This is a genomic window from Streptantibioticus cattleyicolor NRRL 8057 = DSM 46488, assembly GCF_000240165.1.
Lineage (GTDB): Bacteria > Actinomycetota > Actinomycetes > Streptomycetales > Streptomycetaceae > Streptantibioticus > Streptantibioticus cattleyicolor.
Genome location: NC_017586.1, coordinates 3,865,621 through 3,889,051 on the forward strand (window position 1 = coordinate 3,865,621; position 23,431 = coordinate 3,889,051).

34 protein-coding genes are annotated in these 23,431 nt (G+C 70.0%); 32 read left to right on the top strand and 2 right to left on the bottom strand.

Annotated features, from left to right (window positions below; genetic code table 11):
- Window positions 1–10: 10 nt before the first annotated feature.
- A complete protein-coding gene (locus SCATT_RS16940) occupies window positions 11–1,972 on the bottom strand; it encodes an acyltransferase domain-containing protein (protein ID WP_202447499.1) in 1,962 nt (653 codons plus the stop codon).
- A gap of 1,034 nt (window positions 1,973–3,006) precedes the next feature.
- Between SCATT_RS16940 and SCATT_RS16945 the strand changes: the two genes are divergently transcribed.
- Window positions 3,007–4,221 (top strand): cytochrome P450, encoded by a 1,215-nt coding sequence (locus SCATT_RS16945; RefSeq protein WP_014144309.1) that lies wholly within the window; start codon window positions 3,007–3,009, stop codon window positions 4,219–4,221.
- A gap of 10 nt (window positions 4,222–4,231) precedes the next feature.
- On the opposite strand, the gene SCATT_RS16950 is transcribed toward SCATT_RS16945, so the two are convergent.
- Window positions 4,232–4,900, bottom strand: coding sequence for a TetR/AcrR family transcriptional regulator (locus SCATT_RS16950; protein ID WP_231905110.1), 669 nt, complete (start codon window positions 4,898–4,900; stop codon window positions 4,232–4,234).
- 119 nt (window positions 4,901–5,019) lie between these two features.
- On the opposite strand from SCATT_RS16950, the gene SCATT_RS16955 reads away from it, so the two are divergent.
- The 31 genes from SCATT_RS16955 to SCATT_RS17105 all read left to right on the top strand — a co-directional run bounded on the left by SCATT_RS16955 (window position 5,020) and on the right by SCATT_RS17105 (window position 23,352).
- Window positions 5,020–6,630: an MDR family MFS transporter gene (locus SCATT_RS16955; protein ID WP_014144311.1), complete on the top strand. Its 1,611-nt coding sequence runs from the start codon at window positions 5,020–5,022 to the stop codon at window positions 6,628–6,630.
- 392 nt (window positions 6,631–7,022) lie between these two features.
- On the top strand, window positions 7,023–7,331 hold the full coding sequence (rpsJ, locus tag SCATT_RS16960; protein ID WP_014144312.1) for a 30S ribosomal protein S10: 309 nt from the start codon (window positions 7,023–7,025) through the stop codon (window positions 7,329–7,331).
- A gap of 13 nt (window positions 7,332–7,344) precedes the next feature.
- Window positions 7,345–7,989: a 50S ribosomal protein L3 gene (gene rplC / locus SCATT_RS16965; RefSeq protein ID WP_014628214.1), complete on the top strand. Its 645-nt coding sequence runs from the start codon at window positions 7,345–7,347 to the stop codon at window positions 7,987–7,989.
- Between the two features lie 8 nt (window positions 7,990–7,997).
- Window positions 7,998–8,648, top strand: a complete 651-nt coding sequence (gene rplD, locus SCATT_RS16970) for a 50S ribosomal protein L4 (RefSeq protein ID WP_014144314.1) — start codon at window positions 7,998–8,000, stop codon at window positions 8,646–8,648.
- A complete protein-coding gene (gene rplW, locus SCATT_RS16975; protein WP_014144315.1) occupies window positions 8,648–8,974 on the top strand; it encodes a 50S ribosomal protein L23 in 327 nt (108 codons plus the stop codon). The genes rplD and rplW overlap by 1 nt, the downstream gene beginning before the upstream one ends.
- Window positions 8,975–9,013: 39 nt before the next feature.
- Window positions 9,014–9,850: a 50S ribosomal protein L2 gene (gene rplB, locus SCATT_RS16980; RefSeq protein WP_014144316.1), complete on the top strand. Its 837-nt coding sequence runs from the start codon at window positions 9,014–9,016 to the stop codon at window positions 9,848–9,850.
- Window positions 9,851–9,862: 12 nt separating this feature from the next.
- Window positions 9,863–10,144 carry a 30S ribosomal protein S19 gene (gene rpsS, locus SCATT_RS16985; RefSeq protein ID WP_014144317.1) on the top strand — a complete coding sequence of 94 codons (282 nt, stop codon included), beginning with the start codon at window positions 9,863–9,865 and terminating at the stop codon, window positions 10,142–10,144.
- A gap of 45 nt (window positions 10,145–10,189) precedes the next feature.
- The gene (gene rplV, locus SCATT_RS16990) at window positions 10,190–10,537 is read left to right on the top strand and encodes a 50S ribosomal protein L22 (protein WP_014144318.1); all 348 of its coding nucleotides are present in this window, start codon (window positions 10,190–10,192) and stop codon (window positions 10,535–10,537) included.
- Window positions 10,537–11,361 (top strand): 30S ribosomal protein S3, encoded by an 825-nt coding sequence (gene rpsC / locus SCATT_RS16995; protein WP_014144319.1) that lies wholly within the window; start codon window positions 10,537–10,539, stop codon window positions 11,359–11,361. Before rplV ends, rpsC begins: the two co-directional genes overlap by 1 nt.
- Before the next feature lie 5 nt (window positions 11,362–11,366).
- Window positions 11,367–11,786: a 50S ribosomal protein L16 gene (gene rplP, locus SCATT_RS17000; RefSeq protein WP_014144320.1), complete on the top strand. Its 420-nt coding sequence runs from the start codon at window positions 11,367–11,369 to the stop codon at window positions 11,784–11,786.
- A complete protein-coding gene (gene rpmC / locus SCATT_RS17005) occupies window positions 11,786–12,010 on the top strand; it encodes a 50S ribosomal protein L29 (protein ID WP_014144321.1) in 225 nt (74 codons plus the stop codon). The genes rplP and rpmC overlap by 1 nt, the downstream gene beginning before the upstream one ends.
- Window positions 12,010–12,294, top strand: coding sequence for a 30S ribosomal protein S17 (rpsQ, locus tag SCATT_RS17010; protein ID WP_014144322.1), 285 nt, complete (start codon window positions 12,010–12,012; stop codon window positions 12,292–12,294). The genes rpmC and rpsQ overlap by 1 nt, the downstream gene beginning before the upstream one ends.
- Before the next feature lie 103 nt (window positions 12,295–12,397).
- Window positions 12,398–12,766 (top strand): 50S ribosomal protein L14, encoded by a 369-nt coding sequence (rplN, locus tag SCATT_RS17015; protein WP_014144323.1) that lies wholly within the window; start codon window positions 12,398–12,400, stop codon window positions 12,764–12,766.
- A 3-nt stretch (window positions 12,767–12,769) separates the two neighbouring features.
- Window positions 12,770–13,093 (top strand): 50S ribosomal protein L24, encoded by a 324-nt coding sequence (gene rplX, locus SCATT_RS17020; RefSeq protein WP_014144324.1) that lies wholly within the window; start codon window positions 12,770–12,772, stop codon window positions 13,091–13,093.
- Entirely contained in the window at window positions 13,093–13,653 is a 561-nt protein-coding gene (gene rplE / locus SCATT_RS17025; protein ID WP_014144325.1) for a 50S ribosomal protein L5, read from the top strand. The genes rplX and rplE overlap by 1 nt, the downstream gene beginning before the upstream one ends.
- 3 nt (window positions 13,654–13,656) lie before the next feature.
- Complete coding sequence (locus tag SCATT_RS17030; protein WP_014144326.1) at window positions 13,657–13,842, top strand: type Z 30S ribosomal protein S14; 186 nt, start codon at window positions 13,657–13,659, stop codon at window positions 13,840–13,842.
- A 221-nt stretch (window positions 13,843–14,063) separates the two neighbouring features.
- Window positions 14,064–14,462 carry a 30S ribosomal protein S8 gene (gene rpsH, locus SCATT_RS17035; protein ID WP_014144327.1) on the top strand — a complete coding sequence of 133 codons (399 nt, stop codon included), beginning with the start codon at window positions 14,064–14,066 and terminating at the stop codon, window positions 14,460–14,462.
- Between the two features lie 22 nt (window positions 14,463–14,484).
- Window positions 14,485–15,024: a 50S ribosomal protein L6 gene (gene rplF, locus SCATT_RS17040; protein WP_014144328.1), complete on the top strand. Its 540-nt coding sequence runs from the start codon at window positions 14,485–14,487 to the stop codon at window positions 15,022–15,024.
- A 3-nt stretch (window positions 15,025–15,027) separates the two neighbouring features.
- Window positions 15,028–15,411 carry a 50S ribosomal protein L18 gene (gene rplR / locus SCATT_RS17045; protein WP_014144329.1) on the top strand — a complete coding sequence of 128 codons (384 nt, stop codon included), beginning with the start codon at window positions 15,028–15,030 and terminating at the stop codon, window positions 15,409–15,411.
- 40 nt (window positions 15,412–15,451) lie between these two features.
- A complete protein-coding gene (gene rpsE, locus SCATT_RS17050) occupies window positions 15,452–16,057 on the top strand; it encodes a 30S ribosomal protein S5 (protein WP_014144330.1) in 606 nt (201 codons plus the stop codon).
- A 1-nt stretch (window position 16,058) separates the two neighbouring features.
- A complete protein-coding gene (rpmD, locus tag SCATT_RS17055) occupies window positions 16,059–16,241 on the top strand; it encodes a 50S ribosomal protein L30 (RefSeq protein ID WP_014144331.1) in 183 nt (60 codons plus the stop codon).
- Between the two features lies 1 nt (window position 16,242).
- The gene (rplO, locus tag SCATT_RS17060) at window positions 16,243–16,704 is read left to right on the top strand and encodes a 50S ribosomal protein L15 (RefSeq protein WP_014144332.1); all 462 of its coding nucleotides are present in this window, start codon (window positions 16,243–16,245) and stop codon (window positions 16,702–16,704) included.
- A gap of 210 nt (window positions 16,705–16,914) precedes the next feature.
- The gene (gene secY / locus SCATT_RS17065) at window positions 16,915–18,231 is read left to right on the top strand and encodes a preprotein translocase subunit SecY (RefSeq protein WP_014144333.1); all 1,317 of its coding nucleotides are present in this window, start codon (window positions 16,915–16,917) and stop codon (window positions 18,229–18,231) included.
- Window positions 18,231–18,887 (top strand): adenylate kinase, encoded by a 657-nt coding sequence (locus SCATT_RS17070; protein ID WP_014144334.1) that lies wholly within the window; start codon window positions 18,231–18,233, stop codon window positions 18,885–18,887. Before secY ends, SCATT_RS17070 begins: the two co-directional genes overlap by 1 nt.
- A gap of 107 nt (window positions 18,888–18,994) precedes the next feature.
- Window positions 18,995–19,831, top strand: a complete 837-nt coding sequence (map, locus tag SCATT_RS17075) for a type I methionyl aminopeptidase (RefSeq protein WP_014144335.1) — start codon at window positions 18,995–18,997, stop codon at window positions 19,829–19,831.
- Between the two features lie 191 nt (window positions 19,832–20,022).
- Entirely contained in the window at window positions 20,023–20,244 is a 222-nt protein-coding gene (gene infA, locus SCATT_RS17080) for a translation initiation factor IF-1 (protein WP_014144336.1), read from the top strand.
- Between the two features lie 62 nt (window positions 20,245–20,306).
- The gene (gene rpmJ / locus SCATT_RS17085) at window positions 20,307–20,420 is read left to right on the top strand and encodes a 50S ribosomal protein L36 (protein ID WP_003956441.1); all 114 of its coding nucleotides are present in this window, start codon (window positions 20,307–20,309) and stop codon (window positions 20,418–20,420) included.
- A 201-nt stretch (window positions 20,421–20,621) separates the two neighbouring features.
- On the top strand, window positions 20,622–21,002 hold the full coding sequence (rpsM, locus tag SCATT_RS17090) for a 30S ribosomal protein S13 (protein WP_014144337.1): 381 nt from the start codon (window positions 20,622–20,624) through the stop codon (window positions 21,000–21,002).
- Window positions 21,003–21,069: 67 nt separating this feature from the next.
- Entirely contained in the window at window positions 21,070–21,474 is a 405-nt protein-coding gene (gene rpsK, locus SCATT_RS17095; protein ID WP_014144338.1) for a 30S ribosomal protein S11, read from the top strand.
- Between the two features lie 26 nt (window positions 21,475–21,500).
- Entirely contained in the window at window positions 21,501–22,127 is a 627-nt protein-coding gene (gene rpsD, locus SCATT_RS17100) for a 30S ribosomal protein S4 (RefSeq protein ID WP_014144339.1), read from the top strand.
- 205 nt (window positions 22,128–22,332) lie between these two features.
- Window positions 22,333–23,352, top strand: a complete 1,020-nt coding sequence (locus SCATT_RS17105; protein ID WP_014144340.1) for a DNA-directed RNA polymerase subunit alpha — start codon at window positions 22,333–22,335, stop codon at window positions 23,350–23,352.
- Window positions 23,353–23,431: the final 79 nt, after the last annotated feature.

Here is a 23,431-nt window from a genome sequence, read left to right on the forward strand (position 1 = left end):
GGGTCCGGCGTCATCTCCGGCCCAGGACGGCCGGAAGGAGTGCGGCCTGGTACGGGGTGGGCGCGTGCCGCGCCGCCCCGGCCGCCGGCGCGGGGACGGGGGCGGCCGGGGCCGGCCCGTCCGGGCGCGGTGCGCGGCCCAGGGTGTACAGGGCGCCCAGCGAGGCGAGCACCGAGGCGCGCTCCGCGTGGCGGCGGCTGGAGAACAGGGCGCGGCCGGTGACCCCGGCGTGCTCCAGGCACTGGCGCACCGGGCTGGAGAGCACCGGGTGGCCGCTGATCTCCAGGAAGACGCCGTGCCCGCGCCGGCGCAGCGCCGCGACGACATCGGCGAAGCGCACCGGCTCACGCAGGTTGCGCATCCAGTACCCGGCGGTCAGCTCCGGCCCGGCCAGCCGCTCCAGGGTGACCGTGGAGTACATCGGCACGGTGGCGGGGCCGGGGCGCAGTCCGTCGAGGGCGGCGAACAGGTCGTCGCGCAGCCCGTCGACGTAGTGGCTGTGCGAGGCGACGGTGGACCGGATGAGCTTGGCGTAGACGTCCTCGTCCTCCAGCCGCCGGGTGATCTCCTCCAGCGACCCGGCGTCCCCGGCGAGCACGCACAGCGCCGGGGAGTTGACCCCGGCCACGCTCACCCGGCCGCCGGTCGAGTCCGCCAGCTCCGCCGCCGACGCCGGGTCCAGCTCCACCACCGCGAGCGCCCCCTGGCCGGTGATCCGGCGCAGCAGCGCGCTGCGGCGGCAGGCGATCGTCGCCGCGTCCGCCAGCGACAGCGCGCCCGACACGTGGGCGGCGGCGATCTCGCCCATGCTGTGCCCCACCACGGCGTCCGGCTCGACGCCCCACGCCTGCCACATCCGGGCCAGCGCCACCTGCACGGTGAAGAGCACCGGTTGCAGCACGTCGATCTCGCCCAGCCGGGAGCGCGCCTCGTCGCGCAGCAACTCCTCGCGCACCGACCACGGCACATGGCGGCCCACCGCCGCGTCGCACCGCTCCACCGCCGCCCGGAACGCCGGTTCGGTACGCAGCAGTTCCCGGCCCATGCCCAGCCACTGGTGGCCCTGGCCGGCGAAGACGAAGACGAGCCCGCGCTCGTCCGCCGGAAGGTCGGGCGGGTCGAGCGTCAACTCGTCGAGTTTCTCCACGAGTTCGGCGTGGGTACGGGCGACGGCGGCGGCCCGGTACGGGTGTTCCCCCGCGTTGGCGTGGGCGGCGGCGGCCAGCCCGGCGAGCGCGGGGACGCCCGGCTGCCCGTGCGCCCCGGCGGCGGCGAGCGCGCGGTGCTCGGCCACGAGGGCGGCCAGTTCGGCGCGGGAGGGGGCGGAGAACAGCAGCAGGTGCGGCTCGGCGTCCTCGGTGTTCGCGGTGGCCTTGGCGGCCGGGGGCGCGGCGAGCACCAGGCGGGTGGTGGTGCCGTCGGCCCCCGAGGCGTCCAGCGCCAGCGGCCACGGCGCGCGGGCGCCGTCCGGCCAGCGGGTGCCCAGGACGTCGGCGAGCCGGGCGAGCCCGGCCAGCGGGCCGTCCTCCGGGCCGACGGAGGCGGTGGGCGCCGGTTCGGCCGGGTCGGCCACGACCGCGAGCACCGGGTCGCCCGCGGCCACCGCCACGCTCAGCCGCTTCAGCAGCAACGCGGCGGCACCGTCGCCGTGGCCCACCACGGCCAGCGCCGCCGCGCACTCGCCCAGCCGCACCGCCTGCCAGGCCAGCCGCACCGTCAGCAACGACGGCACCCGCTCGGCGTCCACCGTGCGGCACGGGCCGGCCGCCTCGACCGCCCGGGCCAGCTGTACGGCGTCGGACACCCCGGCGCCCGGGGCCAGCGCCGCGAAGACCCCGGCGGCCGGATCGCGGGCCGCCTGCGCGAGGGCGTCACCGGCCGCGGCGAGCAGCGCGTCCGGCTCCGTACCGGAGCCCGCGGCGCCGGAGGGCCGGTATCCGCGACCGACGACAGCCACCGGATCGAGCGACATGGTCACCCCTGGTCACCTTTCGTCCAACGCCCGGACGGCGCGCCCCGGGCCTGCCGGCCCACGCTAGGAACCCGCCACCGCCCCAGGGAACCCGTGGCACCCCCTACGCCCCCGCCCCCGAGGAACCCATGGCCCGCGCCCGGCCGGGGGAACGAGGGCGGCCCGCCGGGTCGTTCCTGTCCACCGGGCGCCGGGGAACGAGGCTCGCGGCCCGGTGCGCCCGCGATGTGGTCGGCACGCCCGAGGGCCTGTGCTCGGGGCCGCGCCCCGCCGGGGGCGTTCCCGTGGGCCGCGCCTCGGGCCGTGCGGTGCGCCCGATACCCGTTCCGCCGGGCGGGCGACGGCGCGCCCGGGGCCACGCGGGCGGCCCCTCGCCCGTGCGCAGCGCCCGCCCCGGCGGCTGTGTCCCGCGCGGCGTGGTCCGTACGCCCGGGGTGCGTCCCACCAGGCCGTTCCGGTCCCCGGGGGCCGGAGGAACGGGGGCCACGGCCCGGCCGTGCGGGGCGACGGTGTCCGGCGCGGGGCCGCATGCCCGGAGGTAGGTTCCACCAGCGCCGTTCCGTCGCCCCGTCGCCGGGGCCGGGCGAGCGGCGCGCCCCGTTGCCTGTGGTCCGCACGCCCGGAGGGCGTCCCACCAGGGCCGTTCCCGTCGCGCGGGGGAGACGGGGGCACCCCTCGGCCCAGCGGGCGTGTCCGGGGCCGCTACCCGGCGGGGCGACGAGGGCCCGCCCCCGACCGCACCCCCAGGCGGAGCCGTCCCCCGTCGGGGAGGCCGGCGACCGGGCAAATAGGGGGTGGGGGCACCGGGGGGATAGGGGGCTGGGCGGGGGGCGGGTCTGGGGGCGGGGGGTGGATGTGACGGGTTCCGGGGCGGGGGAGGGCGCGACTAGCGTGCTGGACGCGCGCCCCCCGACCCCGTGCGGCCCGCCGGCCCGGGGTGCCCGGCAGCGGAGGCGGCCGTGCCGCGGCGCGACCCCACCGCGCGGATCCGACGCCACCGGCCCGAGCCGGTGGTCCCCTGGAAAGAAGGTCCGATGGAACCGGAGACCACCGAAGCACCGCTGCCGTTCCCGTTCGCCCCGGCACCCGCCGTCTGCCTGCCCTCCCCGGCGCTGGCCGAGGTCCGCGAGACATGCCCGGTGACCCGGGTACGGCTGCCGGACGGCACCCAGGCGTGGCTGGTGACCCGGCACGCCGACGTCCGCCAGGTGCTGATGGACCCCAGGTTCAGCAACCGGGTGGTGGCCGCCCGCCCCGAGGTGGCCGAGAGCGAGCACGGCGCGCTGATCAGCCAGTCGCTGATCGGCATGGACCCGCCGGAACACACCCGCATCCGGCGCCTGGTGACCCGCGCCTTCAGCGCCCGCCGGGTGGAACGGCTGCGCCCCCGGGTGGCCGAGCTGGTGGACGGGCTCATCGACGCCCTGGAGGAACTGCCGCGCCCGGTGGACGTGGTGCGCCACTTCGCCGTTCCGCTGCCCACCACGGTCATCTGCGAGATGCTCGGCGTCCCGGAGGCCGACCGCGCCGCCTTCCAGGAGTGGTCCAACGCGCTGGTGGTCGACTGGCTGCGGGACGAGGGCGAACGCAACGCGGCCACCGCGGCGCTGCGCGGCTACTTCACCGAGCTGATCGCCGCCAAGCGCGCCGAGCCCGGCGACGACCTGATGACCGAGCTGATCGCCGCCCGCGAGGAGGGCAACAAGCTCTCCGAGAGCGAACTGGTGGCCCAGTGCATCGGGTTGCTCAGCGCCGGCAACGACACCACCGCCAGCCTGATCGCCATGTTCCTGATGACGCTGCTGCGCCGCCCGGACGAACTGGCCCGGCTGCGCGCCGAACCGGCGGAGATCCCGCGTGCCGTGGAGGAGCTGCTGCGGTACGTCCCGCTGGCCATGTCCGGCGCCGGCGGGCCGCGGCTGACCACCGAGGAGGTCGAGCTGGGCGGGGTGACCATCCCGCCCGGCAAGCTCGTGCTGCCGGCCATCGCCGCGGCCAACCGGGACCCGGAGGTCTTCGCCGACCCCGAACGGCTCGACCTGGACCGGACGGACAACCAGCACCTGGGGTTCGGCGCCGGGATCCACTTCTGCCTGGGCGCCCAGCTCGCCCGGGTGGAGTTGCAGGAGGCGCTGGCCGGGCTGCTGCGCCGGCTGCCGGGGCTGCGGCTCGCGGTGCCGGAGGAGGAGCTGCGGATGAAGCCGGCCTCGGCGATCAGCGGGCTGGAGGCGCTGCCGGTCGAGTGGTGAGCGCCGGCGGTCAGCGGCCGGCGCCGGTCTCCCCGGCGTCCGGCCCGGCCGCGGCCAGGCTGGCCCACGAACGCATCAGCAGCGCCACCATGTCCACCGCCGTGCGGTCCCCGACCGTTCCGGCCTCGTCGGTGCCCTGGCCCAGGATCTGCTGGATCAGCAGGCCGTCCTCCAGGCAGTGCACGATCAGCGCGAGCAGCCGGGGGTCGGCGGGCGGGGCGACGCCGCGCCGGGCCAGCTCCCGGACCACGCTCTCGCCGATCGCCTCGCGTACCAGGCGCTCCCGCTCGGCGAGCAGCGGGCGCAGCTCTGGGTTGCGCAGCGCGTGCAGGAACAGCTCCAGCCGCAGCGAGAGCCACTGCGGCTGGTGGCGGGCGCGGGCCCGGTTCCATTCGTGCAGCAGCTGGAGCATCTCCTCGAACGACCCGGCCTCGCGGGCCATCTCGCGTACCTCGTGCAGTTCCTGCACGGTGCGCTGCCGCAGCAGTTCGAGCACGAGTTCGTTCTTGTCGCCGAAGTTGCCGTAGAAGGCGCCGCGGCTGTAACCGGCGCGTTCGGCGATCTGCTCCACCGAGGTGCCGCCCACCCCGCGTTCGGCGAAGAGCCCGGCCGCCGCGGCCACCAACTCCTCGCGGGTGCGCCGGCGGCTCTCCTCACGTGTCAGGCGCTTGCGCGTCACCACACCTCCAACTCCCCGGCGGACCCTAGCCGTTTGTGCGTTCAGATACAGACCTGTATACGTAGACGAAAGTGTATGTGGGCTGCCTTCCGGGGCCCGAGGAGTCGAGGAGCACGGCGATGAGCACTACGGTCCCGGCCGATCCGGCCGCCCCCGAGGCGCTGCCCCGGCGCCGGTTACACCTGCTGCTGGCCGCGCTGATGCTGGGCATGCTGCTGGCCGCGCTGGACCAGACGATCGTGGGCACCGCGCTGCCGACCATCGCGGGCAAGCTCGGCGGCATGCGCGAGTACTCCTGGGTGGTCACCGTCTACCTGCTCGCCACCACGGCCACCACGCCGCTGTACGGCAAGGTCTCCGACCTGTACGGGCGCCGGCCGGTCTTCCTGTTCTCGATCGGCACGTTCCTGGCCGGCTCGCTGCTGGCCGGGATGGCGCAGAACATGACCGAGCTGATCGCCACCCGGGGCATCCAGGGGGTGGGCGGCGGCGGCCTGATCACCCTGGCGCTCACCATCGTCTCGGACGTCGTACCGCCCCGGGAACGCGGGCGCTACCAGGGCCTGTTCGGCGCCGTCTTCGGGATCTCCAGCATCGCCGGGCCCCTGCTGGGCGGCTACTTCGCCCAGTCCGACTGGCGGCTGATCTTCTACCTCAACATCCCGCTCGGCCTGGTCGCCGCCGCCTTCGCCTGGCGGCTGCTGACCTGGGTGCCGCACCGGCGGCGCAGCCACCGGGTCGACTACCTCGGCGCCTTCCTGCTGGTGGCCGCGGTCTCCTGCCTGCTGCTGGCGACCTCCTGGGGCGGCCAGGAGTACCCGTGGGGCTCGGCACCGGTCGTCGCCCTGTTCGCGGCGGGCGCGGTGCTCGCGGTGGTCTTCGTGCTGGCCGAGACCCGGGCCGCCGAACCGATCCTGCCGCTGCGGCTGTTCACCCTGCGCACGGTGACGCTGGCGTGCCTGGCCACCTTCGTCCTCGGCTGCGCGCTCTTCGGCTCGATCATCTACGTCCCGATGTACCTCCAGGTGGTCAAGGGGGCGTCGCCCACCGCGAGCGGGCTTCAGATGCTGCCGATGATGGGCGGGATGATCGTCACCTCCACCCTGTCCGGCCGGCTGATCAGCCGCGTCGGCCGCTACAAGTGGTTCCTGGTGACCGGATCGGTCCTGATCGCCGCCGGGCTGGCGCTGCTGGGACGGCTGGAGACCGGCACCTCGGTGTGGTGGGCCGGGCTCTTCCTGGCGGTGCTCGGGGTGGGCGCCGGGCTGCTGATGCAGCCGCTGGTGCTCGCCGTGCAGAACGCCGTCGACCTGCGCGACCTGGGCATCGCCACCGCCACCTCGACGTTCTCCCAGTCGCTCGGCGGTTCGTTCGGCACCGCGGTGCTCGGCGCGGTGCTCTCCACCCGGCTCGCCGAGGCGCTGACGGCCCGGCTGCGGGCGCTGCCCGGTGGTGGCGGATCCGGGGCCGGCGGCGGATCCGGGCCGGGTACGCTGCTGAAGGACCCGGCCGCCATCGGCCGGCTGCCCGAGGCGGTGCGCTCCGCGGTCCAGCACGCCTTCACCGACGCGCTCCACGTGCTCTTCGGCACCGGCGCCGCCGTCGCGGTGGTGATGGTCGTGATGACGCTCCTGCTGCCCGACACCCCGCTGCGCGGCACGCCTGCGGCGCCCCCGCCCGCTCCGGAGCGCGTCCCCGGGCAGCCGGCGGCCGGCCCGGCCGGCCCCTGAGGCGCGGTCGGCCGGACGTGGCGGCGGGTCCGGGCGGGCCCGCCGCGCGCGCACGCCGCGGCGTGATTGGCGCCGGTTCCGGCCCTTGTGGCACACTGTCCAAGTTGCTCGGATGAGTGTCGATGCTGCGCGCCTCCCGTCGGGAGGACCGGAAGCGAGTCCCACGGTACTCGTCGCCCCTTCTCAGGGGCGGAAGTACGGGAATCTTCCGGGAAGCGTGAGCACGACGCCCACCCAGGCACTCGGCGGACGACCTCCCCACCTCCCCCTCCCCGGGGTCTTCCCTGTGGAGATTTGCGAGAGGGAGCGCGACACGCCCGACCGCGTGGGTCGGGGAAGCGACGCTTCCGCCGGGTCCAGAGCGTTACGAGAGACAGGACTACGGAGTAGCCATGGCGGGACAGAAGATCCGCATCCGGCTCAAGGCCTACGACCACGAGGTCATCGACTCCTCGGCGAAGAAGATCGTCGAGACGGTGACGCGTACTGGTGCGCAGGTCGCGGGCCCGGTGCCGCTGCCCACTGAGAAGAACGTGTACTGCGTCATCAAGTCGCCGCACAAGTACAAGGACTCGCGCGAGCACTTCGAGATGCGTACGCACAAGCGCCTCATCGACATCCTCGACCCCACGCCGAAGACCGTCGACTCGCTGATGCGTCTCGACCTGCCGGCCGGCGTCGACATCGAGATCAAGCTCTGAGGTGACGCGCGAGATGGCTAAGCAGATTAAGGGCGTCCTGGGCGAGAAGCTCGGCATGACCCAGGTCTGGGACGAGAACAACCGTGTCGTTCCGGTGACCGTCGTCAAGGCCGGGCCCTGTGTCGTCACCCAGGTCCGTACCGCCGACAGCGACGGCTACTCGGCCGTTCAGATCGCCTTCGGTGAGATCGACCCGCGCAAGGTGAACAAGCCCCTCAAGGGCCACTTCTCCAAGGCCGACGTGACCCCGCGCCGCCACCTGGTCGAGATCCGCACCTCCGACGCCAGCGAGTACACGCTCGGCCAGGAGATCGCCGCGGACGTCTTCGAAGCGGGTGTGAAGGTCGACGTCACCGGCAAGAGCAAGGGCAAGGGCTTCGCCGGTGTCATGAAGCGCCACAACTTCGGTGGCCTCGGCGCCGGCCACGGCACCCAGCGCAAGCACCGCTCGCCGGGTTCCATCGGCGGCTGCGCCACCCCGGGTCGCGTGTTCAAGGGCCTGCGCATGGCGGGCCGCATGGGCAACGAGCGGGTCACCACCCAGAACCTGACCGTCCACGCCGTTGACGCGGAGAAGGGCCTGCTGCTCATCAAGGGCGCGGTTCCTGGTCCGAACGGCGGCCTCGTCCTGGTCCGTACCGCGGCCAAGGGGGCCTGAGGTAACCGATGAGCACCATTGACATCCTTTCGCCGGCTGGCGACAAGGCCGGGACCGTCGAGCTCCCCGCGGAGATCTTCGACGCCAAGGTCAGCGTTCCGCTGATCCACCAGGTCGTCGTCGCCCAGCTCGCGGCTGCCCGTCAGGGCACGCACAAGACCAAGACCCGCGGCGAGGTCCGTGGCGGTGGCAAGAAGCCGTACCGCCAGAAGGGCACCGGCCGCGCCCGCCAGGGTTCGACCCGCGCGCCGCAGTTCGCCGGCGGTGGCGTCGTGCACGGCCCGGTCCCGCGCGACTACTCGCAGCGGACCCCCAAGAAGATGATCAAGGCTGCCCTCCGTGGCGCCCTGACCGACCGTGCCCGCCACGACCGCGTCCACGTGGTGACCGGCGTCGTCGAGGGTTCGGCCCCGTCGACCAAGTCCGCCAAGGCGCTGCTGGGCAAGATCAGCGACCGCAAGAACGTCCTCCTGGTCGTCGAGCGGGCCGACGAGGTCGCGTGGCTCTCCGCCCGCAACCTGCCCCAGGTCCACATCCTGGAGGCCGGTCAGCTCAACGCTTACGACGTCCTCGTCTCCGACGACGTGGTCTTCACCAAGGACGCCTTCGACCGCTTCACCGGTGCCGGCGCCGCCGAATCCGAAGGGAGCGCCGCCTGATGACTGAGGCGACCGTTGCCACCAGCAAGACCTTCACGGACCCCCGTGACGTTCTGCTCAAGCCGGTGGTTTCCGAGAAGAGCTACGCGCTGCTCGACGAGAACAAGTACACCTTCATCGTCGACCCGCGTGCCAACAAGACCCAGATCAAGCAGGCCGTCGAGACGGTCTTCTCGGTCAAGGTCACCGGGGTCAACACGATCAACCGGCAGGGCAAGCGCAAGCGCACCCGCACCGGTTTCGGCAAGCGCAAGGACACCAAGCGCGCCATCGTGACCCTCGCCGAGGGCGACCGTATCGACATCTTCGGCGGCCCGGTCTCCTAACGGAGTCCGGACCGTCCGATATCGGACGAGGACTGAGAAATGGGTATCCGCAAGTACAAGCCGACGACCCCGGGCCGTCGTGGCTCATCCGTCGCCGACTTCGTCGAGATCACGCGGTCCACGCCGGAGAAGTCGCTGGTCCGCCCGCTGCACAGCAAGGGCGGCCGTAACAACGCCGGTCGTGTGACCGTTCGCCACCAGGGCGGTGGCCACAAGCGCGCCTACCGCGTGATCGACTTCCGTCGTCACGACAAGGACGGCGTGCCGGCCAAGGTCGCGCACATCGAGTACGACCCCAACCGCACCGCGCGCATCGCGCTCCTGCACTACGCGGACGGCGAGAAGCGCTACATCCTCGCCCCGGCCCGCCTGAACCAGGGCGACCGGATCGAGAACGGCCCCGGCGCCGACATCAAGCCGGGCAACAACCTCCCGCTGCGGAACATCCCGGTGGGTACCGTGATCCACGCCATCGAGCTGCGCCCCGGCGGCGGAGCGAAGATCGCCCGGTCCGCCGGCTCTTCGGTCCAGCTGCTGGCCAAGGAGGGCTCCTACGCCCACCTGCGCATGCCCTCCGGCGAGGTCCGGCTGGTCGACATCCGCTGCCGCGCCACCGTCGGCGAGGTCGGCAACGCCGAGCAGTCGAACATCAACTGGGGCAAGGCCGGCCGTATGCGCTGGAAGGGCGTCCGCCCGACCGTTCGTGGTGTCGCGATGAACCCGGTGGACCACCCGCACGGTGGTGGTGAGGGCAAGACCTCCGGTGGCCGCCACCCGGTCAGCCCGTGGGGTCAGAAGGAAGGACGGACTCGCCGGCCGAAGAAGGCCAGCGACAAGCTCATCGTCCGCCGCCGCAAGACGAACAAGAAGCGCTAGGAGCAGGTTTAGATGCCGCGCAGTCTGAAGAAGGGGCCGTTCGTCGACGACCACCTCATCAAGAAGGTGGACACGCAGAACGAAGCCGGCACCAAGAACGTCATCAAGACCTGGTCCCGTCGCTCGATGATCGTCCCGGCCATGCTGGGCCACACCATCGCGGTGCACAACGGCAAGACCCACATTCCGGTGTTCGTCACCGAGTCGATGGTCGGCCACAAGCTCGGCGAGTTCGCGCCGACCCGCACCTTCCGCGGCCACGAGAAGGACGACCGTAAGTCGCGTCGTCGCTGATCTGCGGAAAGAGCGAAGACTATGACTGACACCGAAGGGACAACCATGGAAGCCAGGGCCCAGGCGCGGTACATCCGCGTCACGCCCATGAAGGCCCGCCGCGTGGTGGACCTCATCCGTGGCCTCGACGCCACGGAGGCTCAGGCGGTCCTGCGATTCGCTCCGCAGGCCGCGAGCGTGCCGGTCGGCAAGGTGCTGGACAGCGCCATCGCCAACGCCGCGCACAACTACAACCACACCGACGCCGGCTCGCTTTACGTGAGCGAGGCGTACGTGGACGAGGGCCCGACCCTGAAGCGGTTCCGCCCGCGTGCCCAGGGCCGTGCCTACCGGATCCGCAAGCGCACCAGCCACATCACCGTGGTCGTCGCCAGCAAGGAAGGGACCCGGTAATGGGCCAGAAGGTTAACCCGCACGGGTTCCGGCTCGGTGTGACCACGGACTTCAAGTCCCGCTGGTACGCCGACAAGCTGTACAAGGACTACGTCAAGGAAGACGTCGCCATCCGCCGGATGATGACGCAGGGCATGGAGCGGGCCGGCATCTCCAAGGTGGAGATCGAGCGCACCCGCGACCGCGTCCGCGTCGACATCCACACCGCCCGGCCGGGCATCGTCATCGGCCGCCGCGGCGCGGAGGCCGACCGCATCCGTGGCGACCTGGAGAAGCTCACCGGCAAGCAGGTGCAGCTCAACATCCTCGAGGTCAAGAACCCGGAGACCGACGCTCAGCTGGTGGCCCAGGCCGTCGCCGAGCAGCTCGCCTCCCGCGTCTCCTTCCGTCGTGCCATGCGCAAGAGCATGCAGGGCACCATGAAGGCCGGCGCCAAGGGCATCAAGATCCAGTGCGGTGGCCGTCTCGGCGGCGCCGAGATGTCCCGGTCGGAGTTCTACCGCGAGGGCCGGGTTCCGCTGCACACCCTGCGGGCCAACGTGGACTACGGCTTCTTCGAGGCCAAGACCACCTTCGGCCGCATCGGCGTCAAGGTGTGGATCTACAAGGGCGACGTGAAGAACCTCGCCGAGGTCCGCGCCGAAGGTGCCGCCGCCCGCGCCGGCAACCGCCCGGCCCGTGGTGGCAACGAGCGTCCGCAGCGCCGCGGTGGCGAGCGCGGCGGCCGTGGCCGTCGTCCTCAGTCGGCTGAGGCCCAGGCTCCCAAGGCCGAGGCTCCCGCCGTCGAGGCTCCGGCCGCGGAGACCCCCGGAACGGAGGCCTGACCCCCATGCTGATCCCTCGTAGGGTCAAGCACCGCAAGCAGCACCACCCGAAGCGCTCCGGCATGGCCAAGGGCGGCACCGAGCTGGCGTTCGGTGAGTTCGGGATCCAGGCCGTCACCCCGGCCTACGTGACCAACCGGCAGATCGAGTCCGCTCGTATCGCCATCACGCGTCACATCCGCCGTGGCGGCAAGGTGTGGATCAACATCTACCCGGACCGTCCGCTGACCAAGAAGCCCGCCGAGACCCGCATGGGTTCCGGTAAGGGTTCGCCCGAGTGGTGGGTCGCGAACGTCAAGCCCGGTCGGGTGATGTTCGAGCTGTCTTTCCCGAACGAGAAGGTTGCCCGGGAGGCGCTGACCCGCGCTGCCCACAAGCTTCCGATGAAGTGCCGGATCGTCCGGCGCGAGGCAGGTGAGTCGTGATGGCGGCCGGTACCAAGGCGACCGAGCTGCGCGAGCTGGGTGACGAGGAACTCCTCGGCAAGCTCCGCGAGGCCAAGGAGGAGCTGTTCAACCTCCGCTTCCAGGCGGCCACCGGACAGCTTGAGAACAACAGCCGGCTCAAGGTCGTCCGCAAGGACATCGCCCGGATCTACACCCTGATGCGGGAGCGCGAGCTCGGCATCGAGACGGTGGAGAGCGCCTGATGAGCGAGAAGAATGTGACTGAGGCAAAGCAGGAGCGCGGCTTCCGCAAGACCCGTGAGGGTCTGGTCGTCAGCGACAAGATGGACAAGACCGTCGTCGTCGCCGTCGAGGACCGCGTCAAGCACGCGCTGTACGGCAAGGTCATCCGCCGTACCAACAAGCTCAAGGCGCACGACGAGCAGAACGCCGCGGGTGTCGGCGACCGCGTCCTCCTGATGGAGACCCGGCCGCTGTCCGCGACCAAGCGCTGGCGCGTCGTCGAGATCCTCGAGAAGGCCAAGTAATCCCTGAGGGAGCCTTCCCTCAGGACCGTTCCGTCAGGCTCGGTGTGGGAGCCGCGTTCCGCGGCTCCCCGCCGGGAACCGACGCGACAATCAGGAGATAGACGTGATCCAGCAGGAGTCGCGGCTGCGGGTCGCCGACAACACTGGTGCCAAGGAGATCCTTTGCATCCGTGTTCTCGGTGGCTCCGGTCGCCGCTACGCGGGAATCGGTGACGTCATCGTCGCCACTGTCAAGGACGCGATCCCCGGTGGCAACGTGAAGAAGGGCGAGGTCGTCAAGGCGGTCGTCGTCCGGACCGTCAAGGAGCGGCGCCGGCCCGACGGCTCGTACATCCGCTTCGACGAGAACGCCGCCGTCATCCTCAAGAACGACGGCGAGCCCCGCGGTACCCGCATCTTCGGTCCCGTGGGCCGGGAGCTGCGCGAGAAGAAGTTCATGAAGATCATCTCGCTGGCGCCGGAGGTGCTGTAACCGATGAAGATCAAGAAGGGCGACCTGGTTCAGGTCATCACCGGCAAGGACAAGGGCAAGCAGGGCAAGGTCATCCAGGCCTTCCCGCGCGAGGACCGCGTCCTGGTCGAGGGTGTCAACCGGGTCAAGAAGCACACCAAGGTCGGCCAGACCGCGCGTGGGTCGAAGACCGGCGGCATTGTGACCACCGAGGCCCCCATCCACGTCAGCAACGTGTCGCTGGTCGTGGAGAAGGACGGCAAGAAGGTCGTCACCCGCGTCGGCTACCGCTTCGACGAGGAAGGCAACAAGATCCGCGTTGCCAAGCGGACCGGTGAGGACATCTGATGACTGCCACCACCACCACGCCGCGCCTCAAGCAGCGCTACCGCGAGGAGATCGCGGGCAAGCTGCGTGACGAGTTCGGCTACGAGAACGTCATGCAGATCCCGGGTCTGACCAAGATCGTGGTCAACATGGGTGTCGGCGACGCCGCTCGCGACTCCAAGCTGATCGAGGGCGCCATCCGCGACCTCGCCACGATTACCGGCCAGAAGCCCGCGGTCACCAAGGCCCGCAAGTCCATCGCGCAGTTCAAGCTCCGCGAGGGCCAGCCGATCGGTGCCCACGTCACCCTGCGCGGTGACCGCATGTGGGAGTTCCTGGACCGCCTGCTGTCGCTCGCGCTGCCGCGCATCCGCGACTTCCGCGGTCTGTCGCCGAAGCAGTTCGACGGCCGTGGCAACTACACCTTCGGTCTCACCGAGCAGGTCATGTTCCACGAGATCGACCAGGACAAGATCGACCGCGTCCGGGGTATGGACATCACCGTGGTGACCACGGCGACCAACGACGACGAGGGCCGCGCCCTCCTGCGTCACCTCGGCTTCCCGTTCAAGGAGGCGTGAGCCGTGGCGAAGAAGGCTCTCATTGCCAAGGCCGCCCGCAAGCCGAAGTTCAGCGTGCGTGCCTACACCCGCTGCCAGCGCTGCGGTCGTCCGCACTCCGTGTACCGCAAGTTCGGCCTGTGCCGCGTGTGCCTTCGTGAGATGGCGCACCGCGGTGAGCTGCCGGGCGTGACCAAGAGCTCCTGGTAACCACCCGGCGCTCCCGGCACGGATGGACGGCGGGCGGCCCGACCCCTCGGCTCGCGTAGAGTAGAGGGGTTGGGCGCCCGCCGCCCATGGCCGCCCGCGGGCTTTCGTCCCGCTGTGAACAAACGACTACGCCGTAGGTCCCCGCGCCCACCCGTCCCCACTGAGTTGGGGGAGAGGGACGCGCAGACAGGAAACCGCGGCGAGAGAGGCCACAGGCCATCATGACCATGACCGACCCCATCGCAGACATGCTCACGCGTCTGCGGAACGCGAACTCGGCCTACCACGACGACGTCGTGATGCCGTACAGCAAGATCAAGTCGCACATCGCGGAAATCCTCCAGCAGGAGGGTTACATCGCGGGCTGGAAGGTCGAGGACGCCGAGGTCGGCAAGAACCTCCACCTCAACCTGAAGTTCGGCCCCAACCGCGAGCGCTCGATCGCCGGCATCAAGCGGATCAGCAAGCCGGGTCTGCGGGTCTACGCAAAGTCCACCAACCTGCCGAAGGTGCTCGGCGGCCTGGGCGTGGCGATCATCTCCACGTCGCAGGGTCTGCTCACCGGCCAGCAGGCCGCCAAGAAGGGCGTGGGCGGGGAAGTCCTCGCCTACGTCTGGTAACTCGGGAAACGGAGGTAAAGCCATGTCGCGTATTGGACGGCTGCCCATCCAGGTTCCCGCCGGCGTGGACGTCACCATCGATGGCCGTACGGTCCAGGTGAAGGGTCCCAAGGGCACCCTCTCCCACACCGTTGCTGCGCCCATCGAGATCGCCAAGGGCGAGGACGGCGCGCTCGTCGTCTCCCGCCCGAATGATGAGCGTCAGTCGAAGGCTCTGCACGGCCTGTCGCGCACGCTGGTGGCGAACATGATCACCGGCGTGACCGCGGGCTACAGCAAGGCCCTCGAGATCAGCGGTGTCGGCTACCGCGTCCAGGCCAAGGGCTCCAACCTGGAGTTCGCCCTGGGCTACAGCCACCCGATCCTGGTCGAGGCCCCGGAGGGCATCACCTTCAAGGTGGAGTCCCCCACCAAGTTCAGCGTCGAGGGCATCGACAAGCAGAAGGTCGGCGAGGTCGCCGCGAACATCCGCAAGCTGCGCAAGCCCGACCCGTACAAGGCCAAGGGCGTGAAGTACGCGGGCGAGGTCATCCGCCGCAAGGTCGGAAAGGCTGGTAAGTAAGCCATGGCATACGGTGTGAAGATCGCGAAGGGCAACGCCTACAAGGGCGCCGCTCGCAAGCGCCGTCACATCCGCGTCCGCAAGCGCATCACGGGCACCGCGGAGCGTCCGCGTCTGGTCGTGACCCGGTCCAACCGGGGCATCGTGGCGCAGGTCATCGACGACACCAAGGGCCACACGCTCGCGTCCGCGTCGTTCCTCGACTCCTCGATCCGGGGTGGCGAGGGCGACAAGACCGCTCAGGCCAAGAAGGTCGGTGCGCTCGTCGCCGAGCGGGCCAAGGCCGCGGGTATCGAGAAGGTCGTCTTCGACCGCGGTGGCAACCAGTTCGCAGGGCGCATCGCCGCCCTGGCGGAGGCCGCCCGCGAGTCCGGGCTCGACTTCTGAGCCGGTTCCGTAGCGGACGTCAACGAGAGAGGTAATTCCAATGGCTGGACCCCAGCGCCGCGGTGGCGGCGCCGGTGGCGGCGAGCGGCGGGACCGGAAGGACCGGCGCGACGGCGGCGCCGCGGCTGAGAAGACCGCGTACGTCGAGCGCGTTGTCGCCATCAACCGTGTCGCCAAGGTAGTCAAGGGTGGTCGTCGCTTCAGCTTCACCGCGCTGGTCGTGGTGGGCGACGGTGACGGTCAGGTGGGTGTCGGTTACGGCAAGGCCAAGGAGGTGCCGGCCGCCATCGCCAAGGGTGTGGAGGAGGCCAAGAAGCACTTCTTCCGGGTCCCCCGTATCCAGGGCACCATCCCGCACCCGATCCAGGGCGAGAAGGCCGCGGGCGTCGTGCTGCTCAAGCCGGCGTCCCCCGGTACCGGTGTGATCGCCGGTGGCCCGGTGCGCGCCGTGCTGGAGTGCGCGGGCATCCACGACGTGCTGAGCAAGTCGCTCGGCTCGTCCAACCCGATCAACATCGTGCACGCCACGGTGGCCGCGCTCCAGGGGCTGCAGCGCCCCGAGGAGATCGCCGCCCGTCGTGGTCTGCCGCTGGAGGACGTGGCCCCCGCCGCTCTGCTGCGGGCGCGTGCAGGGGCGGTGGCCTGACATGGCGCGCCTGAAGATCACGCAGACCAAGTCCTACATCGGCAGCAAGCAGAACCACCGTGACACCCTGCGTTCGCTCGGGCTCAAGCGCCTGAACGACGTGGTCGTCAAGGAGGACCGCCCGGAGATCCGCGGCATGGCGCACACCGTGCGTCACCTCGTCACGGTCGAGGAGGTCGACTGACATGGCGGAGTCCAAGCCGCTGAAGGTCCACAACCTCCGTCCGGCCCCGGGCGCCAAGACCGCCAAGACCCGCGTGGGTCGTGGTGAGGCGTCCAAGGGCAAGACGGCCGGTCGTGGTACCAAGGGCACCAAGGCCCGTTACCAGGTTCCGGAGCGCTTCGAGGGTGGGCAGATGCCGCTGCACATGCGGCTGCCCAAGCTGAAGGGCTTCAAGAACCCGTTCCGGACCGAGTACCAGGTTGTCAACCTCGACAAGCTGGCCGCGCTCTACCCCGAGGGCGGCGAGGTCACCGTCGAGGACCTGGTGGCCAAGGGTGCGGTCCGCAAGCACCAGCTCGTCAAGGTGCTCGGCACCGGCGAGGTCACCGTGGCGCTGCAGGTGACGGTGGACGCCGTCTCCGGCTCCGCCAAGGAGAAGATCGCCGCCGCCGGCGGCAGCGTCACCGAGCTCGCCAAGGCTTGATGGCTTGAAGTACCGACAACCGGGGATGCCCACACTTTGGTGGAGGGCATCCCCGGTTGGTCATTCCTCGGGGGGCTTCCTCGCCGGTAAGGTGGCGAGGAGTGGCGGTATGCACGCGGCACGGTCCGCGGGGGTACCTGCCCACCCCCGTACCAGTCGACCTCTCACGACCGTCACCTTCCGCGTCCCGCGGGAGGCGCAGGAGGCACCGTGCTCACCGCGTTCGCCCGGGCGTTCAAGACGCCCGACCTGCGGAAGAAGCTGCTGTTCACGCTGGGCATCCTCGTGCTCTTCCGGCTGGGTCAGAACGTCCCGCTGCCCGGGGTGGACTACCGGAACGTCGCTCAGTGCATCAAGGAGGCCGGCGGCAACGGCGGCCTCTTCGGCATGATCAACCTGTTCAGCGGCGGAGCCCTGCTGCAGCTCACCATCTTCGCGCTGGGGATCATGCCGTACATCACGGCGAGCATCATCCTCCAGCTGCTGACGGTGGTGATTCCGCGCCTGGAGGCCCTGAAGAAGGAGGGCCAGGCCGGGCAGACGAAGATCACCCAGTACACCCGTTACCTGACGCTGGCGCTCGGCGTGCTCCAGGGCACCGGCCTGGTGGCCACGGCCCAGAGCGGCACGCTCTTCCGTACCTGCGCGGTCGGTAACCAGGTGGTCCCGGACACCTCGATCTTCCGCACCACCGTCATGGTGATCACCATGACCGCCGGCACCGTGATGATCATGTGGCTCGGCGAGCTCATCACCGACCGCGGCATCGGCAACGGCATGTCGATCCTGATGTTCACCTCGATCGCGGCCGGCTTCCCGGGCTCGCTGTGGTCGATCAAGAAGTCCGGCAAGATCGTCAGCGGCTGGGGCGAGTTCTTCATCGTCATCGCGATCGGCCTGGCCATGGTCTGCCTGGTGGTCTTCGTCGAGCAGGCCCAGCGGCGGATCCCGGTCCAGTACGCCAAGCGGATGATCGGGCGCCGGTCCTACGGCGGCACCTCGACCTACATCCCGCTCAAGGTCAACCAGGCCGGTGTGATCCCGGTCATCTTCGCTTCGTCGCTGCTCTACATCCCGGCCCTGATCGTCCAGTTCAGCGGGAACTCCACGGCGGGCTGGGCGCGCTGGATCAGCACCAACCTCACCAAGGGCGACCACCCGTTCTACCTGACGCTCTACTTCCTGCTGATCGTCTTCTTCGCCTTCTTCTACGTGGCCATTTCCTTCAACCCCGAGGAAGTTGCCGACAACATGAAGAAGTATGGTGGCTTCATCCCGGGCATCCGGGCTGGTCGACCCACGGCGGAGTACCTGGGCTACGTGCTCAACCGGATCACCTGGCCGGGCTCCCTCTACCTCGGGCTGATCGCCCTCGTGCCCACGGTGGCGATCGCGCTGTTCAACGGAACGCAGAACTTCCCGTTCGGCGGTACGAGCATCCTCATCATCGTGGGCGTCGGCCTGGAGACCGTGAAGCAGATCGAGAGCCAGCTCCAGCAGCGCAACTACGAAGGGTTCCTCCGCTGATGAGAATCGTCCTCGTCGGGCCGCCTGGCGCTGGTAAGGGCACACAGGCCCAGTACCTCGCCAAGAACCTGTCGATCCCGCACATCTCCACCGGCGACCTCTTCCGTGCCAACATCAGCCAGGGCACGGCGCTCGGCAAGCAGGCGCAGGAGTACATGAACGCCGGCCAGCTCGTGCCGGACGCGGTGACCATCGGCATGGCGACCGACCGTCTGCAGCAGCCGGACGCCGAGGGCGGCTTCCTCCTCGACGGCTTCCCGCGCAACCTCGGTCAGGCCGAGGCGCTCGACGGCTACCTGGCCGACAAGGGCGTCAAGCTCGACGCGGTGCTCGACCTGGAGGTGCCGGAGGACGAGGTGGTCAAGCGGATCGCCGGCCGCCGGATCTGCCGCAACGACTCCAGCCACGTCTTCCACGTCTCGTACACCCCGCCGAAGGCGGCCGGCGTGTGCGACAAGTGCGGCGGCGAGCTGTACCAGCGCGACGACGACAGCGAGGACACCGTCCGCAAGCGGCTGGAGGTCTACCACAGCGAGACCGAGCCGATCATCGACTTCTACAAGGCGCAGGAGCTGGTGGTGACCATCTCCGCGCTGGGTACGGTCGAAGAGGTGACCCGGCGGGCCATGGAGGCCCTGGGGCGCCCGGCGGCCTGACCTCATCCGAGCAGGGCCGGCAGACGGCCGCGGCGCCCGAGTTGGCGCCGCGGCCGTACTGTTGCTGTATCCCCGCAAACACCCGGAACGACGAAGGGCGCAAGCCGATGGTGGAGATCAAGACCCCGGACCAGATCGCGAAGATGCGTGCCGCGGGGCTGGTCGTGGCGGCGATCCATCAGGCGTGCCGCGACGCGGCGGTGCCCGGCGCCACCACCAAGGACCTGGACGAGGTCGCCGCCAAGGTGATCTCCGACCACGGCGCCAAGCCCAACTTCCTGGGGTACGGCGGCTTCCCCGGCAACATCTGCACCTCGGTCAACGACGTCGTGGTGCACGGCATCCCGGACCGCGAAACGGTGCTGAGGTCCGGCGACATCATCTCCGTGGACGCCGGCGCCATCGTGGACGGCTGGCACGCGGACGCGGCGATCACCGTCTTCGTCGGCGAGGGCCACGCCCCCGAGGTGCACGAGCTGAGCCGGGTCACCGAGGAGTCGATGTGGGCCGGGATCGCGGCGTTCCGCAACGGCGACCGGCTGGTCGACATCTCCCGTGCCATCGAGACCTACATCCGCCGCCAGCCGCGTCCGGCCACCGGCAAGTACGGCATCGTCGAGGAGTACGGCGGCCACGGCATCGGCACCCAGATGCACATGGACCCGCACCTGCTGAACTACGTCTCCCGCAAGCGGGGCCGCGGCCCGAAGCTGGTGCCGGGGATGTGCCTGGCGATCGAGCCGATGGTCACGCTGGGCACCCCGCACACCCATGTGCTGGAGGACGACTGGACGGTCAAGACCGACGACGGCTCGTGGGCCTGCCACTGGGAGCACTCGGTGGCGCTGACCGAGGAGGGTCCGCTGGTGCTCACCGCGGTCGACGGCGGTAAGGCCAAGCTCGCCGCGCTGGGCGTCACGGCCGCCCCGGACCCGCTGGGCTGAGCCGGCGCTGACCCGTCCGGCGGTGCCTGCTCGGACACCGCCGACCCGGATTCGTCTTTCCCGATGGGCTGACGTAGACTGATGCGTCGGCTCACGTATGCCCGCACGTCGTCGCCGGGAAGCGCGTCTTCCCCGAGCGCGAGGTGAGCACCCGCGAGCCGATCAAGGTAGCCGATCTCGAAAGGCGAAGCGTGCCCAAGAAGCAAGGGGCCATCGAAATCGAGGGCACCGTGATCGAGTCTCTGCCGAACGCCATGTTCAAGGTGGAGCTCCAGAACGGGCACAAGGTCCTCGCGCACATCAGCGGCAAGATGCGGATGCACTACATCCGCATCCTTCCCGACGACCGGGTCGTGGTGGAGCTGTCTCCGTACGATCTGACGCGCGGACGGATCGTCTACCGCTACAAGTAGATCTCAGCCGCTGCTGCCGCTCCGTGCGGCGTTGCGGCGCGACCCGGAGAACCTCACATCCCATGAAGGTCAAGCCGAGCGTCAAGAAGATCTGCGACAAGTGCAAGGTGATCCGCCGCCACGGCCGGGTCATGGTGATCTGCGACAACCTGCGCCACAAGCAGCGCCAGGGCTGATCGCACCACCGACCTGCACTTCCGCGGTTTCTTCGCGCGACGCAGCGTAACAACGTACATACGCAGTCACCCGACCCCTCGCGCAGGCGCGGGGACGACACCCCCGGTCGGAGGCCGGGGACCCGGCTCGTAAGCCTTTTCACGAGTCTTACGGGAACGGTGCTGCGGAAGACCTCCGAATAGCAACCAGGAGCCAGTTCCATGGCACGCCTCTCCGGCGTTGACCTCCCGCGTGAGAAGCGCATCGAGGTCGCTCTGACCTACGTCTTCGGCATCGGACGTACCCGTGCCCAGGAGACCCTGAAGAACACCGGTGTCAACCCGGACACCCGCGTCCGCGACCTTGCCGAGGAAGACCTCGTCAAGATCAGCAAGTGGGTGGACGAGAACTACACCACCGAAGGTGACCTCCGCCGCGAGATCCAGGCGGACATCCGCCGCAAGGTCGAGATCGGCTGCTACCAGGGTCTGCGGCACCGTCGCGGCCTGCCGGTGCACGGTCAGCGCACCCACACCAACGCCCGCACCCGCAAGGGCCCGCGTCGCGCCATCGCCGGCAAGAAGAAGCCGGGCAAGAAGTAGTCCGAAGCAGGACGCTGCAAGCGGTCCGTGCTGTAGGACCGACCACCTCCACGGGAGTACATAACCTATGCCTCCGAAGGGCCGTCAGGCCGGCGCCAAGAAGGTGCGCCGCAAGGAGAAGAAGAACGTCGCCCACGGGCACGCTCACATCAAGAGCACGTTCAACAACACCATCGTCTCGATCACCGACCCCACCGGGAACGTGATCTCCTGGGCCTCGGCCGGCCACGTCGGCTTCAAGGGCTCGCGCAAGTCCACCCCGTTCGCCGCGCAGATGGCCGCCGAGTCGGCCGCCCGCCGCGCGCAGGAGCACGGGATGCGCAAGGTCGACGTGTTCGTCAAGGGCCCCGGTTCCGGCCGGGAGACCGCGATCCGCTCGCTCCAGGCCACCGGCCTCGAGGTGGGTTCGATCCAGGACGTCACCCCGACCCCGCACAACGGCTGCCGCCCGCCGAAGCGCCGCCGCGTCTGACCAGCTGAAGTAGGAGAACCAAGACAATGGCGCGTTACACCGGGGCCGACTGCAAGCGTTGCCGTCGGGAGAAGCAGAAGCTCTTCCTCAAGGGGAGCAAGTGCGAGAGCGCGAAGTGCCCGATCGAGATCCGTCCTTACCCCCCGGGTGAGCACGGTCGCGGGCGCACCAAGGACAGCGAGTACCTGCTGCAGAAGCGTGAGAAGCAGAAGTGCGCGCGTATCTACGGTGTCCTTGAGAAGCAGTTCCGCGGGTACTACGAGGAGGCGAACAGGAAGTCCGGCAAGACCGGTGAGAACCTGCTCCGCATCCTGGAGTCCCGTCTGGACAACGTGGTCTACCGGGCCGGCTTCGCCAAGTCCCGCGACCACGCCCGTCAGCTGGTCCGCCACGGTCACATCACCGTGAACGGCCGCAAGACCGACATCCCGTCGGCTCGGGTCGCCCCGAACGACATCATCGAGGTCCGCCCCTCGTCCCGGCAGCTCACCCCCTTCCAGGTGGCCGCCGCCGAGGCCGGCGAGAAGACGGTTCCGGCCTGGCTGGAGTCGATCCCGTCGAAGCTGCGGATCCTCGTCCACTCGCTGCCCGAGCGCCAGGTGATCGACACCCAGGTGCAGGAGCAGCTGATCGTCGAGCTCTACTCGAAGTAAGGCCGGCACTGCTCCCGCACCCGGGGGTCCGGGGGTCGTCCCCCGGAAGACAGGGGCCAGGAGCAGCTGACCGTCGAGCTCTACTCGAAGTAAGGGCTGAGTGACGATACGGGCGGTACGGCCCAGCACGGGTCGTACCGCCCGTACCCTTGTCAGTACAGCGGGCGTCAAATAGCGGGCGCCCACGACTGAAGGACCGAAAACCATGCTGATCGCTCAGCGTCCCTCGTTGACCGAAGAGGTCGTCGACGAGTACCGCTCCCGGTTCGTGATCGAGCCGCTGGAGCCGGGCTTCGGCTACACCCTCGGCAACTCCCTGCGTCGTACCCTGCTCTCCTCGATCCCCGGTGCCGCGGTCACCAGCATCCGGATCGACGGCGTTCTGCACGAGTTCACCACCGTGCCGGGCGTCAAGGAGGACGTGACCGACCTCATCCTCAACATCAAGCAGCTCGTCGTCTCCTCCGAGCACGACGAGCCGGTGGTCATGTACCTGCGCAAGCAGGGCCCCGGCGTGGTGACCGCCGCCGACATCGCCCCGCCGGCCGGTGTCGAGGTGCACAACCCGGACCTGGTGCTCGCCACGCTCAACGGCAAGGGCAAGCTGGAGATGGAGCTGACCGTCGAGCGCGGTCGCGGCTACGTCTCCGCGGTGCAGAACAAGCAGCAGGGCCAGGAGATCGGCCGGATCCCGGTCGACTCCATCTACTCGCCGGTGCTCAAGGTCACCTACAAGGTCGAGGCGACCCGTGTCGAGCAGCGCACCGACTTCGACAAGCTGATCGTCGACGTCGAGACCAAGCAGGCCATGCGGCCGCGGGACGCGATGGCCTCGGCGGGCAAGACCCTGGTCGAGCTGTTCGGCCTGGCCCGTGAGCTCAACGTGGACGCCGAGGGCATCGACATGGGTCCGTCCCCGACGGACGCCGCGCTCGCCGCGGACCTGGCGCTGCCGATCGAGGAGCTGGAGCTCACCGTCCGCTCCTACAACTGCCTCAAGCGCGAGGGCATCCACTCCGTGGGTGAGCTCGTCGCGCGCAGCGAGGCCGACCTGCTCGACATCCGCAACTTCGGTGCGAAGTCGATCGACGAGGTCAAGGCGAAGCTGGCCGGCATGGGCCTGGCCCTGAAGGACAGCCCGCCCGGATTCGACCCGACCGCCGCCGCCGACGCGTTCGGCGCGGACGACGACGACGCCGGCTTCGTCGAGACCGAGCAGTACTGATCCGCGAGCGGTACTGAGACTGCCCGCAGGCGTCCGCCCGCGGGGCCCTGACACCGGTACCTGATACGGCCGGTGCAGA